The organism is Biomaibacter sp. TOL (assembly GCF_059717795.1).
This window is the reverse complement of record NZ_AP046092.1, coordinates 2,449,375-2,464,054: the sequence shown is the minus strand read 5'-3', so window position 1 is coordinate 2,464,054 and position 14,680 is coordinate 2,449,375. Positions and strand designations below refer to the sequence as shown.

Here is a 14,680-nt window from a genome sequence, read left to right as displayed (position 1 = left end):
ATGAATTATTATTTGCAGGTATTAACAGTCATAGGAATAAACATTATCCTCGCCGTGAGCCTTAATCTTGTATCGGGTTTCACCGGGCAGCTTTCCCTCGGGCATGCCACCTTCATGGGTATCGGCGCATATACGGCCACCTTGTTGGCCTTAAAACTTCATGTTCCCTTTATCATGGCCTTAATTTTCGGAGCCGTTGTTGCCGCCTTTTTCGGCTTTATCATCGGCGTTCCCACGCTGAGGCTTAAAGGCGACTACCTGGCCATCGCCACGCTGGGTTTCGGAGAAATCATGAAGAATATCCTCTTAAACCTGAAAATAACCGGCGGTCCTATGGGACTCCGCGGCATTCCCAAAGTCACCAATATTTATATAGTGGCGGCAGCTGTTGTTCTGGTCATTTTTTCTCTGAACAGGATTATGATTTCCCGGGTGGGCAAATCCTTCATAGCCATCAGGGAAGATGAACTGGCGGCCGAAGCTATGGGGATTAATACAACAAATTACAAGATTCTGGCATTTACCATCGGCGCCTTTTATGCGGGCATAGCCGGAGGTCTTTATGCCTTTCTGTTTCGTTATATTAATCCCACTAATTTCGGTTTTATGAAATCCATAGAGATCCTTTGCATGGTGGTGCTCGGCGGCATGGGCAATACCGCCGGAGCCATTCTGGGCGCCGCTTTGCTTACGGTGCTGCCGGAGTTTTTAAGATCCGTTTCCCCGGTGATTTCCCAATACCGCATGGTATTCTACGGGCTTTTGCTGGTTGTCATGATGATAGTAAGGCCCCAGGGGCTGTTGAGCAACACTTCTTTTAATCCTCGCCGACTTTCTGTTGAAAAAACCGCAGGGAAAGGAGGGCAATGAGCATGACGCTTCTTGAAGGAAAAAATCTTACCATGGTTTTCGGCGGGCTTGCGGCTCTTGATTCCGTCGATATAAACATAGAGAAAGGAGAGGTATTGAGCCTTATCGGCCCCAACGGGGCAGGAAAGACAACCCTCTTCAACCTTATCACGGGCGTTTATTCGCCCACAAAAGGCTCCATAAGCTTTAAGCAAAAGGAAATTAAAAACCTGAAGCCCTATGACATCACCAGAATGGGCATTGCCCGCACTTTCCAGAACATCAGGCTCTTTGGGGAAATGAGCGTGCTGGACAATGTAATCATAGGGCAGCATTGCCGCACCCGCACCGGAGTGTTCGGGGCCATTCTCAGAACATCCGCCGTTAAAAGGGAAGAGAAAATGGTGCGCAACAGGGCAATGGAAATATTAAATTTCGTGGGTCTTGACAGGGAAGCGGAAGAAAAGGCGAAAAACCTCCCCTACGGCAAGCAGCGCCGCCTGGAACTGGCTCGGGCTCTGGCCACTGACCCGGATCTCATGCTGCTGGATGAACCCGCCGCCGGCATGAACCCTCAGGAGACCAACGAACTCATAGGACTTATCGATAAACTGAACGACATGGGAAAAACCGTGCTTCTCATCGAGCATGATATGAAACTGGTAATGGGCATATCCCAGAGGATAATGGTGCTGGACTACGGCAAAAAAATAGCCGATGGGCCCCCGGAAAAGATCCGCAACGATGAGAAAGTCATAAGGGCTTACCTGGGCGACAGGACCCGCAAGGAGGTCCGGGCATGTTAAAACTGGAAAACGTTGTGACGCACTATGGAAACATACAAGCATTGAAGGGTATTTCCCTGGAAATAAACCGCGGTGAAATAGTAACGGTGATCGGCGCCAACGGAGCCGGAAAGACCACCACTTTGAAGGCCATCTGCGGTCTTGTTGGTATAACCGCGGGGAGGATTTATTTTGAGGGGAAAGACATAACGGGCAAGCCAACTCCGGATATTGTAAGCGCAGGTATAGCCATGGTGCCGGAGGGCCGGCGCATTTTCCCGCGCATGTCGGTGCTGGAAAACCTTCAGCTGGGTGCATACCTCAATAATGATAAAAACGATGTACAAAAAGACCTAGACCGGGTTTTTGAACTTTTCCCCATATTAAAGCAGCGTCTGAAACAGGTGGCCGGCACCCTGTCGGGCGGAGAGCAGCAGATGCTGGCCATAGGAAGGGCGCTTATGGCAAAGCCCAGGCTTTTGCTCCTGGATGAACCTTCCATGGGCCTGGCACCCATGATCGTTTCGAGCATATTCGACATCATCACAGAGATAAATCAGAGCGGCACCACCATCCTCCTGGTAGAGCAAAACGCCCAGATGGCGCTATCCATCGCACATAAGGGCTATGTAATCGAAACCGGCAGGATAGTCATGGAAGATACGGCCGAAAATCTCCTGCACAACGAACAGGTAAAAAAGGCTTATCTGGGGGAGTAGTCTTCGAGGTTCGAAATCCGAGATTGGAGGTTCGAGATTTTTCAAGCGGCGGAGAAACATCTTCGCCCTTTTTTATTTTCTTAATTTCCATAGGTAAAATTTCATCCTTGCGCGTGCCGCTTTCACGGCCATGGATATTCTGGTAAAGGGAGTCATTTCGCTGCTGAAGATGGCCCGGCACCGCAGCTCTTTGCTGATTCTTGCGGCAAGTCCTGTGCTTCATGGGTGTTCACCGGCAATTCGGCGTCCTGCCTAAGATCCCAGTAAGCAGGCATCCGTGATTTCCGGCTCTCTGACGGCAGTAGTTCCGTAATCATCACCCCCAGGAAAATGAGCGAAAAGCCGGCAATAGCCCTTACGGTCAGTGTCTCTCCCCAGAGCAGGAAGGAAAATAGCCCTGCAAACACCGATTCCATTCCCATTATGACTGCAGCGTGGGTGGAAGTTGTATATTTCTGTGCCGTGTTCTGGATGGCAAAAGCTCCTGCAGTGCAAAAAATTACTGCATATAGCAGGGCGGCCCAGATATGAAAGTCCATTCCTGCCGGGACGGGTTCCATCACAAGGCCCACTACCATGGTCAGCACGCCGGTGATTCCCGTCTGAAGGACGGCGATGTTGATGGGGTTCGCCTTTTTCACGTACTGTTCGGTGTAAATTATCTGAAGTGCGAAAAACACTGCGCATGCCAGAGTAAGTGCATCGCCGGAATTTATGGTAAGGTCCCGGTTAATGGAAGTAATCCCGAGCCCTGCAAAGGTAATAACAGCCCCAATTACCTGGGACCATCCCGGAAACTGCCCGGTTAAGAACAGAGCCAGAAACGGCACCAGTACCACATACACGCTTGTGATGAATCCGGATTTGGCCGGCGTTGTATAAAGAAGCCCGACGGTCTGTGTCACAAATCCTCCAAAAAGGCACAGTCCAATGACTATTCCGCCTTTCAATTCATAACGCGTAACGTTTTTTATATGCCGGCGGAAAACCGCAGCAAGAATCAGCGAAGCCAGGATGAACCTAATGCCAAGATACATATAGGGCGTTATTTCATTCAATGCATCCTTCATTATAACGAAATTGAGGCCCCATCCCATCGTAACAAGCAAAAGGGCCCCATCCGCCATAAGGCTCTTTTTCAAAATTATCTCCTCCGGATATTATCATTCATGAAGATACTCTCTTTGCCAATTTATTTTACCGCGGGTATCTAACTCAAAACCTGTTTCTATAATATCACGCATTCACGTGTAATGCAATAATTAAAGGCTATGTTGCCTACTTCTTGACATTCTTTATGAGTTTCTCTTTAAATTCTCCTGCATATTGTTTCTTTGTCATTGATATCAGGCCCTATTGTTATATTTAAAGATTCAAAGAGGGTAAGGAAAGACAACGCACCAGAAAACCTATCAGTGCTACATAAATTTGCATACAACATATTAAAGCTGGATTTTTTCTAACTGGGCATATCCTTATTTTTTATACTACATGCCGCCCGGCATTTTTTAAAAATCCTTTTTTGGATTGTTGGTTTATGTATATTTTCATACGTTTGCCGTGATCCTGACAAATATTTTTATTGACATATTTTAGTTATAATAGTTATAGTAAATTATGGAAGGGATATTATGATATGAGTCGAAAGATTAATCAGAATCATGAATGGTATTCAGCCAGTGGTAATCATTATACAGGCTCATTAAAAATTGATCTCGAAAGCACAAAAAAAACAGCAAAAAAAGCGGCAAAAAACATGCTAAATAGTGCAATTAGTGATACTGTAACAGCGACTGGAACTTACAAAGCAACATATACTGTAACTAAAAATAAAGTTAAAGCGATTAAAACGGCGGCATCAGCCGTTATAGTCAGCCATGTATATACTGCAGCCGATAATATTGTAAAATTAGGCACTAGGATTTTTGGTAATTCAGATTAATCTGCAAAGGAGCAAAATGATATGTATATATATAATTATATAGGAAGGTTTATTTTTTTATTAATCAGCATATCTTTTATTCTTTTTGTATCCTGTAAAGGAAAAAACTATACTTTTAAGAAAGCTTTTAAAAATGCATTCTTTATATCATTGTGTGCTACTGTAGCTCAATTTATATGGGATTTTATTGCAAAATAATGATTTTGGTTCTACTATAAAAGCTATTTTGTTATCCTTTGTATGTTAACTCCTTTAAATATGGTTCATAAAAATCGGCCTGACCCCCTAACTGCGGAGATTATGCATTAAAAGGTTCAATTTTTGCAGCGTTGCTCATGAATGCTTCATAAAACCTGTTTGGTGCCATGAAATTTATACTCCCATGTATTCTATTCCATATACTCTGTTATGATGGAGTAAGCCTCCATTAAACTATTAAACTCATTTCTGCTGTAGCATTCATCTTCTAAAATCGAATGAAAAGATTCTATATGTCGATTGTTGAGCGGTCAAATACATCCATGAGGGATAGCTGAAAAAAGAATGAATCTATGCCTGTTATGTAGCCATATTTTATATTGAGTTTTCAAAGTTGGTTCGGTGCTTCGATTTTATCCGGCTTTGCCAAACGCCTGGGATGCCTTTTTTGTATTTTTCGCTGTGGTTGTAGTATATTTAGTTCCTTACAGAGCCCTGTATACCTTCTTGCGATTTATAAGCAGATTATAATCGTTTTTGAGGTATATTGAGAATCAATCACGAAAGCACCAAAAAAGCTGCAAGATTGGGAAATAGAATTTTTGGTAATTCTGATTAAGCATAGATGGAAGATAGCTTGAAAAATAAATTTTCATTACTATTTGTGTCGCTACCGGCAGCGACGGAATGGAGGTTAAAATGCAATACATAATATATTATATTATCAAGTTTATGTTTTTCTTCATTTTATTAGGGCTTTCGTTTTATTTTCTCTATTATAAAGATAAAAATATAAATAATCCTTTAAAGGCTGCTGTAAAAAGTTCATTTTATTGTTCTGTGATTGTCATTATTGGTCAACTTATCTGGTCCATAATTTCTTCAAAGATATAAACAATCATAAAAGAAGTGTATTTTTATGAATTACTATCTCACATATATTAATTCAACCGCTAAAAGTGTGAATGTAATATTCTTTAATAACATAGACAAATCATTAGAAAAAATACCTATGACATTTAATGATAATGATAAGTCGTGGCATATTACAATCGAAAAAAATGAGGCGTTGTTATACAAATTTGTAGTAAACGGGATATATGCTTTAAATGATCCAAGGGCAGAAAAATATATCCAAAAGGACAAAATAGGGATTTTATCATCTATTAATGAATCGCAATTAAAAGTTATGAAACCGCTGCCAAAAATCGTAAATAGTTATATTTGTACAGATATAGACGATGCATTTAATCCGATAGGAATCATTAACAAAATTACTTCTATCAATAATAGTGTGAATTGCTTTGTTGAGATCGATAATGTCAAAGATGATTTTGTAATAAGTTTTTTTTGGAAAAACCCGAAGGATATTCTTGTTGGTGCCGTGGATATATTGGTTCAAAAAGACAATAGAAGAAAAAGAAAGGCATATTCCGGAATAGATCTTAGAGATTTGAACGATAGTAATTTAATTCTAAATGGGGATTGGATGGTAGAAATTTTTATAAATGGAATCTATGTAACATCAGAGAGTTTCACCCTCAATAAATTTGAATATTATTCATATGTAAATAATGTATTGCAGAAGAAGATATTATAAGAGCATAATGGATAAAGAAATTCAGACAAAAAAACAACTTTCTTTAAGGGGATAAATTGTATAATAATCATATGAGAAAAACATACACAGGAGAATTCAAAACCAAAGTCGTACTGGAAATTCTTAAGGAAGAAAAAACCATTTCCCAAATCGCATCCGACTATGAAGTTCATCCAAACCAGCTAATAGCTTGAAAAATAACTTTTCATTACTATTTGTGCCGCCAGCGTTAGCGGCGGAATGGAGGTTATCATGGTCCTTCGGGGATGTCTTCTCGGGTTGTGCCGTATACATACTCTGCCCTCCCTGGGACCCTTGCGGCTTCACCGCTTCTTTCCCAGGGTAGGCCCCTTGCAGGGTTTTCTGCTGTCTTTGATAGTTTTACGAACTTGCCACCATCAACCTTTTTATAATAAAATGCCTATCTGCCTGAGATGACTAAACGGTGCGTAGTCATCTCAGGCATCCAATCTAGTTTTTACAACTAAATTACAGTTTGGATTTATCCAGCACTGTAACGCCCGTGTCAACCTTCTCAGGTCCGGTATACCCGCCGCTCAGGGCCTGAACAGCGGCCTTCATGCCCTCGTAACCCATGACGTCCGGGTTCTGAGCCATTGTGCAAACTAAATAACCTTCTTTTATAAGGTTAAGAATCGCATCGGACTTATCGAACCCAACACCTATAACTTTCTTGCCTGCTTCCTTGATTGCATTGCCGGTCCCCACTGTGGAACCTTCATTGGTGCCGAAGATGCCAACACATCCCTGAGTAATATAGTTCGCTGCGATATCTTTGGATTTTGCAGCATCGCCTTCGCCATACTGGGTTTCAAGAATCTGGAACTTGGAACCTTCAAATGCTGCACGGAAACCTTCTTCTCGTGCTACTACAGAAGCTGTAGCAGCATTGACGTTAACTATACCTATTTTGCCTTCCTTGATGCCGGCAGCTTCCAGTGCTTTAAGCATCTCCTTCCCTGCTGTGGTGCCAGCAGCTTTGTTGTCAGTAGCAAAGGTTGCAATACCCGGAAAATCGGCAGGAGAGTCCACATATACGATTTTTACACCGGCTTTCTGGGCTTCCTCAAGAGCAGATGTTACAGCTACAGGGCCGTTGGCGGCTAAAAGGATCGCATCTGCACCGCCGGCTACTGCATTGTTGATGCACTCTATCTGTTTTGCATCATCCTTGACGTCTGGAGCCAACCATTTGTAGTCGATGTTGCCAAGCTCATCCACAGCTTTTTTACAGCCTTTATCCATATTTACCCAGTGCTGATCCATCTGATCCATTGTGATTAAGTATACTTTGTAAGTTTTGGCAGCGGACTGCTCTGAAGGCTTGCTCTGAGCAGAATTTTCCGCCGGTGCGGGAGCCTGCTGCTCAGCAGATTTGCTTCCGCAACCTGCCAAGAGACTTGCAGCCACAATTAGACACAACAATAATGCAAAAACCCTCCGTTTCATTTTTAAATCCTCCCTTTAAGTTTTTTATTGTTAAAGCTTTACGCTTTAACTCCGGTATCCCTGATAAGCTTTTCCTTTTCCCTTTTCCTTCTAGGCCTGCCTTTTCTCACGACAACATCCAGCAAAACAGAGATAATGACGATGACACCAATCACTATGTTGCGGATAGCTACGGGTGCGCCTGCAAATTGCAGACCGTTTTGCAGTACTCCCCAGATAGAGGCGCCAATCACTGTTCCAAGCAGTATGCCCTGACCTCCCAGGGTACTGACGCCGCCTATGACAGAGGCGGCCACCGCGTACAGCTCGTATGTATTACCCGCATCCATAGTACCCATACCGCTGGTAGCGCATATGATTAGCCCCACTGTGCAGGAACAAATTGCGCTGACTATATAGGCATATGTTGTGGTGAAAATTATATTTACGCCAGATAGCCTTGATGCTTCAATATTGCTACCGATCGCATAAATATAACGGCCCCAGCGTGTTTTGCTTAATATAAAGTTGAATATAAGCCATAGCACAACCGTAATCCATATGGTATTGTAAACTCCTAAGAATTTGCCATAGTAGAAAAAGTCTCTGAATCCTTTTGCGGCGTTGCCGATTGAGTCTGTATTGTAGTTATTGTTTACGATCTGTGCTATTCCTCTTGCAATGGTCATAGTACCCAGTGTAGCAATAAACGGCGGCAGTTTGCAGTTTGCCACAAGCTGGCCGTTTATTACGCCAACAGCGATACAACATATAAACGTGATCAGGACCGCAACCCAGGGATTGGTTCCTTTTGTCATCAGCGTCGCGGAAATCATACAGCTCATGCCTACAACAGAGCCGATGGATAGATCAATGTTGCCTGTGATCAGTACGTATGATTGGCCGATGCCAATAAGAAGAATTGGAGCAATCTGGCGAAGCAGGTTGCTGATATTCCTGCTTGAAAAGAAGATGGGGTTTAATATACCAAATACAATACATAGGATAATAAGGCCTACTGTTACTGTAATGACTTGACCCATACCCCTGATTGCCAGTATTTTTTTGAAGTAGTTCGGATTTTCTCTTTTTTTCATTTGCTACTACTCTCCTAATAGTTTTATTCACAAATATTTCGTCAGGCAATGGCCGCATTATTGATTTTATTATCAAATTTGGTGGCATATTCGAGAATAAGGGTTTGTGTGGCATCCTTAATATCCAGCTCACCTGTGATTTTACCGTCACACATCACAAGTATTCTGTCGCTCATGCCCAGGATCTCCGGCATTTCCGAAGAAACAAAGAGAACGCCTATGCCCTGCTTCTTTAAATCATTCATCAGGTTGTAAATTTCAACCTTGGCTGCCACATCGATACCTCTTGTGGGCTCATCAAACATTACCACGCGGGAATTTCTCGCAAGCCATTTGCTGACCACCACTTTCTGCTGATTGCCGCCGGAAAGGCTTCCGGCATCAACCTCGGCATCGGGCAGCTTTATCATCAGATCGCTGATGGCCTTGTCCACCATGGTTCTCTCCTTTTTCCGGTCGACAATACTCCATGAATTGCTGAGAATATCCAGATTCGGCAGAGCAATATTGTCGCGAACGCTCAATCTGGTACACAGGCCATCTTTTTTCCTATCTTCGGGAACCAGTACTATGCCGGCCCTGATCGCATCCAGCGGTTCATTTATGTCCACGGGTTTACCGTCGAGGATAATTTCACCGGACTCTTTCGGGTCAACGCCGAAAATCGCCCGTGTGGTTTCCGTGCGGCCGGCACCCATCAGCCCCGCTATTCCGACAATTTCACCTTCGTACAATTCAAAACTGATGTCTCTTACCAGCCTTCCCGCATTTAAATTTTTAACTTCAAGAATCTTTTTACCGCGCTTTACATCTACCCTGGGGAACTTTTCCTTAATCTCGCGGCCCACCATGTGAGTGATTATTTCTTGCATACTGATATCGGCAAAATCCCGGGTTATGATATGTCTTCCATCGCGCATTATCGTGACTCGGTCTGCAATTTGCTGCAGCTCTTCCAGTCGGTGAGAAATGTATATTATGCCACAGCCTTCATCTCTCAGTTTCTTGATAATTTCAAACAGGTCGTCAATCTCCTTCGAGGTCAATGCGGAAGTAGGTTCATCCATTATCAGTATTCTGGCATTTATTGAAAGGGCTTTTGCAATTTCTACCATCTGCTGCTTGGAAACAGCAAGATCACCGACGATGGTTTCCGATGGAATATCTATGTTCAGTCTATCAAGAATTGCTTTTGCCTGTTTATTCATCTCCCTATCGGATAAAATCCCCAGGCGGATGATTTCACGTCCTAAAAAGATGTTCTCCGCAACGGAAAGATGGGGACACAGGTTTAATTCCTGGTGTATTATGGTTACACCCAGTTCCTGTGCCTTTCTGGGCGTCAATTCACCCACTTTTTCTCCAAAAATCGTTATGTCGCCGCTGTCCCTGGTGTAAACACCGCTCAGTATCTTTACCAGAGTTGATTTTCCGGCGCCGTTCTCTCCCACCAGCGCCATAACCTCTCCGGATTTTAAATTAAAGGATACATCGTCCAGCGCTTTCACTCCGGGAAAAGTTTTATTTAAGTGTTCAATTTCCACAATGTAATTCTGCATGAATTTCACCTGTCTTTACCTTCAAACCCTGGTCATATCCTGGTTTTTAATATAATATTCACTCTTTTTATTTAATATAACATCTGCATCTCAGAATGGTAAGGGGAGAAACTTTGGGACTAGTGGGACATTTTTTTGAAGTTTTGTACTGCTACTGCCAGTACAAAAGAAAACCGCTCCCCACCGAGGGCGGTTCAGATCGTAGACAAAGCCCGCATGATATTTTGCTACGGACACGCTTGCACGCCGTTTGCGGCAGCAAAGCTGCCGACGGCTGAGCGAAACTAGTCCCGCTCCATAATACATGCGGGCTAAGCGCTTTTGTCAACGGTCTTAACCGCTCCTATCAAGAGCGGTTTTTTTATCTGTAATGACTTTCACGAAAGAAATGAAATTCCTCGCTCCGGTATTCCTTGCGAAGCCACCCCTGCTCTATCACCATCAGGCGGTCGGCCACAACGAGAGAATCGGCAATATTGACCGCCAGAATGATGACGGTAATCTTTTTTTTTCGCAACTGATTGATTAATTCCACTATATGGTGCCTTAGGTACATATCCGCACCCGAAAAGGGCTGGACACAAAAGACCACAGCAGGGTGATAGAGATGAATTCTATAATAAACCAGATTATATAAAGAAAATGGCGATAAATCCGTAATATCGCCGGCGTAAATGTCCTCTCCAATCAGCGGTTCATATTCCTGTATGACACTTCTCTTGATGTTTTTGTTCAGCCACAGGTGGGGCTGCTTCTTATCCAGCAAAAAGCACAGATTATCAATATAGCTTATTTCTCGAAACAACATGCTTTGAATGGGATTTTCCTGGATAAAACAGACTTCTTTTTTCAAATTGGAATCCTTTCCGGTGTAAGGGTGACCATCCAGCAGGATGACCCCCGATAATGGTTTTATTTCGCCAATCATCAATTTCATCATATCTGACAAAGCAGTGTTGTTCATATCCAAAAAAACAACGCATTCGCCTTTTTCGACAGTAAAGCTCATATCTTTGATGTTTTCCGTAACCACATTTTCAAACTTTAATATTCCATCCCTGCTGGTCTTTCGGGCAGGTATGGATTCTATGCGACTAAAGTCCAGGGTATACGGGGCTATCATTTCATGGCGGAAATCCTTTTTGCTCAGGATCTTCAAGACTTTTCCGTTTTCCATTATAGAAATGCGGTCACATATTTCAAATGCTTCCTCGTGGTGATTGCATATGTATAAAAAAGAAAGACCTCTCTTCGAGTAATGCCGCATCAGAGCGTGGATTTTTTTTAATTCGGCCGCACTGATAAAGTTGCTCATGTCTCGAAAAATGATGAGTTTTACTCCGGCTACAACCGCTTTCAAAAGCTCCACCACGCATTTTTCAAAAAAGGATAGATTGCATACCGGCTCACCGGGATCGATGTCAATTTCTATTTCCTCCGTAAATCGCCGAAACTGTGCATTAAGCGTTCTGGGATTGATAATACATTTTTTAAATCCCCTTCGCAGGACAAATATATTGTCCGCCACGGTCAAATCTTCCACCAGCCAGCTCTGCTTTTCTATGACGGCCACCGGGTTCATGCTCATGGAACTGTGCTCGTAATTATTGACCAGTTTTTCCTGAAAATAGATGTGCCCGTAATGGATGGGGATATTCTGACAGAGAAGCCTAATTAAAGCTTCCTTCCCGTGGGCATTGATGCACACCAGGCCCATAATTTCACCCTGAAAAATGTGCATACTAAAATTATCCAGAAGAGTAACGCCGTCCACAATCTGAGTAACTCTTTCCAGCCTGAAAACTTCCTTTTTCACTTAAGATCCCTTTCCTTCTTTTGCAATCAGCGGCAGTGTAATCTCCACATCGGTACCCACATTCACCGTGCTGTAAATGTTAATTCCGTATTCTTCCCCGTACAAAAGCTTGATTCTGTTATTGACATTTATGAGCGCAATGCCGTTTTCCATTTCGCCATCCCGCTTTACATAATCGAAGGATTGGGTTTTGAGCTTCTCATTCAGCTTCCTCAGCCGGTCTTCCTCTATTCCCAAACCATCATCGGAAACTGTGATGATCAGTCGCTTTGAAGTGGTTTCTATCTTAATGCAAATATTTCCCTTACCCATCTTTCTCTCGATGCCATGAAAAATCGAATTTTCTACGATGGGCTGTAGCGTAAGCCTGGGCAAACGATATTTCAAAATCTCATCCTTGTCTTCACAGTCATATTCAATGCTTAAATTCAGCCGTTCCCCAAAGCGAAACTGCTGGATTATATAATAGTTTTCGATGTGAGCCAGCTCGTCCTCCAAGGTAACCAGGTGTTCCATGTTGGAAATCGTATACCTGAAAAAAGTGGCCAGCGCCTCCGTCATCTCCGCCACATTGTTCAGGCCCGCTGCTATGGCTTCGCCCCGTATTCCTTCCAGGCTGTTATACAAAAAATGAGGATTTATCTGATTCTGCAGTGCGAGATACTGGGCCTGCCTTTTCGTGGTGCTGATAAGCTCTTTTGTGTTGATTAATGCCTTCAGTTTTTTTACAGCATACTCCATTTCCGGACTGAAGGGATACCTCAGTTCGTAGATGCCTTCCATGGTATACCCTCCGGCAAAAAGTTGCAATACTTTGCTGGTTTCCCTGTATGGCAGATAAACCCATCGATAGCCGGAATATAAAACGGCAAAAAATGAGTAAAGGCCTACCAGCAGAATAAAAACATACTTTTTTTCATTGATGGATATAAATGTTAAAGAAAGCAACAGAAAGACATGAAAAATTAATAACGCTGAGAATAAATAAAAAGCTCGATGGGATAAATAGCGATTAGTTCTATGTTTCATAGACACGACCTGCCTATGAGTATATTTTTCTGAACTCATTCGGATTAAGACCGGTATACTTTTTAAAACTTTTCGTAAAATGCTTTAAATCGTTATATCCGACTCTTTCGCATATACTGGCGATGCTAAAATTTGTTTCCTTCAACAGCTCTTTTGCTTTGTTCATTCGAACTTCGGAGAGATATTCCAAAAAGTTTTTTCCGGTCTCCTTTTTGAACAAAGAACTAAAATAAGAGTCATTGAACCCGACTATACTGCTGACTTCTTTCAGGGTGATGGGCTTCATATAGTTCTGCTGAATATACTGTTTTGCCGTGCGAATCGGCTTTATATAAGCCTGCCTTCTCTCTTCGAAGGCGGCATCTAAAGACTCACTTATAAATTTTGAGAGGCAGTCAAACAATTTTGTTGCCGAACTGCAAAGATCAACATGCAAAGAAAATTTTTTGCAGAATTGTTCTGCATTTTCAATATTGAGCTGATGCTTCCTGAGCAGCATCAGATATATATTAAAGGCACTCAGCGCCATCTGAAGGACTTCATGCCCCGAAATATTCTCTTTCAGCAGACGATCCTTGAAAAAATCAATTGCTTCGATGACGCCGTCGGAATCCAGGATTTCCAGAGCGGCCTCTATGTTTTTTGTCAGGTCTGCCAGCATAATATCTCCTGAGGCAGGGGAAGCTTTTGTCGGGACATTTTCGATCAGTTTTTCCGTCCCTTCAATAAGGCGCTGTTGTACTGCCATTTCGGCAGCCTTCAGAGAAGATTTTAATTGATCAATATCACCTGCGGCATTACCCATTCCAATCGTAAATTCTATCCTGTCAAATACGTTCTTTTGTACTATAAGTTCATCCAAGCATGCTTTAAGCTGTTTTCTTACCGTTTTTCTGCTCGCATCTTCATAATTCAATACACAGTACACCCTGCTGCCCTGGAAGCAAATTTCCATATCAAAGCATTCTTTTTTTAAAAAGCTCCTGAGTATTTGTGCGACCTTATCCTCCAATATCCTGATGCTGCTTTCACTCATGTTCTCATATTCATAGTCAAGTTTTACGATTAAAATCTGAAAACAACCGGGGCGAAAATTAAAATGATAATCCTCATTGCATTTTTCAATCTCTAATTTTTCCTGATTCGCAGCGTTTTGCAGCAATTTTTCTATGAAAAATCCTGATCTCAATTTATCGATATCGCTTTGCAGGCGGATTTTCAGCTGTTCCTCAGCTGATAACTGTTCGGACCTCTGCATGTATTTTTTGCGTATTTTATTGAGGGTTTCTAAAAGCTCGTTCTTTTTAATCGGTTTCAAAATGTAATCGCTGACCCCATATTTTATGGCGCTTTGAGCATATTCAAAATGGCTGTATCCGCTGATTATAATAAAATCCATGTCCTCTTTTACCTGTTTTCCAAGATTGATCAATTCCAGCCCATCGTATCCTGGCATGCGGATATCCGTAATCACCAGATCCGGCCGGAGGGTTTTTATCAATTCCAGAGTTTCGATGCCGTTGTGGGCTACTCCAACAATTTCCATATCCACAGATTTCCAGTCAATAAGATGGTAAATCAATTGGCATACCTTTTCTTCATCATCTGCTATGATAACTCTAATCATAAAATTACTC

General features: G+C 42.5%; 12 protein-coding genes and 1 pseudogene. 6 read left to right on the top strand and 7 right to left on the bottom strand.

Going from position 1 to position 14,680, the window contains the following annotated elements:
- From AC6I1H_RS12175 to AC6I1H_RS12165, 3 genes are read left to right on the top strand one after another with little or no spacing between them, the layout of a single operon-like run.
- Complete coding sequence (locus tag AC6I1H_RS12175) at nucleotides 1-870, top strand: branched-chain amino acid ABC transporter permease (RefSeq protein WP_497740782.1); 870 nt, start codon at nucleotides 1-3, stop codon at nucleotides 868-870.
- Entirely contained in the window at nucleotides 867-1,655 is a 789-nt protein-coding gene (locus AC6I1H_RS12170) for an ABC transporter ATP-binding protein (protein ID WP_497737833.1), read from the top strand. Before AC6I1H_RS12175 ends, AC6I1H_RS12170 begins: the two co-directional genes overlap by 4 nt.
- Nucleotides 1,649-2,353, top strand: a complete 705-nt coding sequence (locus tag AC6I1H_RS12165) for an ABC transporter ATP-binding protein (protein ID WP_497737832.1) — start codon at nucleotides 1,649-1,651, stop codon at nucleotides 2,351-2,353. The genes AC6I1H_RS12170 and AC6I1H_RS12165 overlap by 7 nt, the downstream gene beginning before the upstream one ends.
- 152 nt (nucleotides 2,354-2,505) lie before the next feature.
- Here the strand turns inward: AC6I1H_RS12165 and AC6I1H_RS12160 are convergent, their stop codons facing one another.
- Entirely contained in the window at nucleotides 2,506-3,495 is a 990-nt protein-coding gene (locus AC6I1H_RS12160) for a DMT family transporter (RefSeq protein WP_497737831.1), read from the bottom strand.
- A gap of 494 nt (nucleotides 3,496-3,989) precedes the next feature.
- On the opposite strand from AC6I1H_RS12160, the gene AC6I1H_RS12155 reads away from it, so the two are divergent.
- The 3 genes and pseudogenes from AC6I1H_RS12155 to AC6I1H_RS12145 all read left to right on the top strand — a co-directional run.
- Nucleotides 3,990-4,295, top strand: a complete 306-nt coding sequence (locus AC6I1H_RS12155; RefSeq protein ID WP_497737830.1) for a hypothetical protein — start codon at nucleotides 3,990-3,992, stop codon at nucleotides 4,293-4,295.
- A 1,117-nt stretch (nucleotides 4,296-5,412) separates the two neighbouring features.
- Complete coding sequence (locus AC6I1H_RS12150; protein ID WP_497737829.1) at nucleotides 5,413-6,093, top strand: hypothetical protein; 681 nt, start codon at nucleotides 5,413-5,415, stop codon at nucleotides 6,091-6,093.
- A gap of 71 nt (nucleotides 6,094-6,164) precedes the next feature.
- A pseudogene (locus tag AC6I1H_RS12145) lies at nucleotides 6,165-6,278 on the top strand (transposase); the annotation flags it as partial.
- Between the two features lie 304 nt (nucleotides 6,279-6,582).
- Here the strand turns inward: AC6I1H_RS12145 and AC6I1H_RS12140 are convergent.
- From AC6I1H_RS12140 to AC6I1H_RS12115, 6 genes are all read right to left on the bottom strand, one after another.
- Entirely contained in the window at nucleotides 6,583-7,563 is a 981-nt protein-coding gene (locus AC6I1H_RS12140; protein ID WP_497737828.1) for a substrate-binding domain-containing protein, read from the bottom strand.
- A gap of 38 nt (nucleotides 7,564-7,601) precedes the next feature.
- Nucleotides 7,602-8,639: an ABC transporter permease gene (locus AC6I1H_RS12135; RefSeq protein ID WP_497737827.1), complete on the bottom strand. Its 1,038-nt coding sequence runs from the start codon at nucleotides 8,637-8,639 to the stop codon at nucleotides 7,602-7,604.
- A 41-nt stretch (nucleotides 8,640-8,680) separates the two neighbouring features.
- Nucleotides 8,681-10,198 (bottom strand): sugar ABC transporter ATP-binding protein, encoded by a 1,518-nt coding sequence (locus tag AC6I1H_RS12130; RefSeq protein ID WP_497737826.1) that lies wholly within the window; start codon nucleotides 10,196-10,198, stop codon nucleotides 8,681-8,683.
- 361 nt (nucleotides 10,199-10,559) lie between these two features.
- Nucleotides 10,560-12,014 carry an ATP-binding cassette domain-containing protein gene (locus tag AC6I1H_RS12125; RefSeq protein ID WP_497737825.1) on the bottom strand — a complete coding sequence of 485 codons (1,455 nt, stop codon included), beginning with the start codon at nucleotides 12,012-12,014 and terminating at the stop codon, nucleotides 10,560-10,562.
- The gene (locus AC6I1H_RS12120) at nucleotides 12,015-12,797 is read right to left on the bottom strand and encodes a sensor histidine kinase (RefSeq protein WP_497737824.1); all 783 of its coding nucleotides are present in this window, start codon (nucleotides 12,795-12,797) and stop codon (nucleotides 12,015-12,017) included.
- A 259-nt stretch (nucleotides 12,798-13,056) separates the two neighbouring features.
- Nucleotides 13,057-14,670 (bottom strand): response regulator, encoded by a 1,614-nt coding sequence (locus AC6I1H_RS12115; RefSeq protein ID WP_497737823.1) that lies wholly within the window; start codon nucleotides 14,668-14,670, stop codon nucleotides 13,057-13,059.
- Nucleotides 14,671-14,680: the final 10 nt, after the last annotated feature.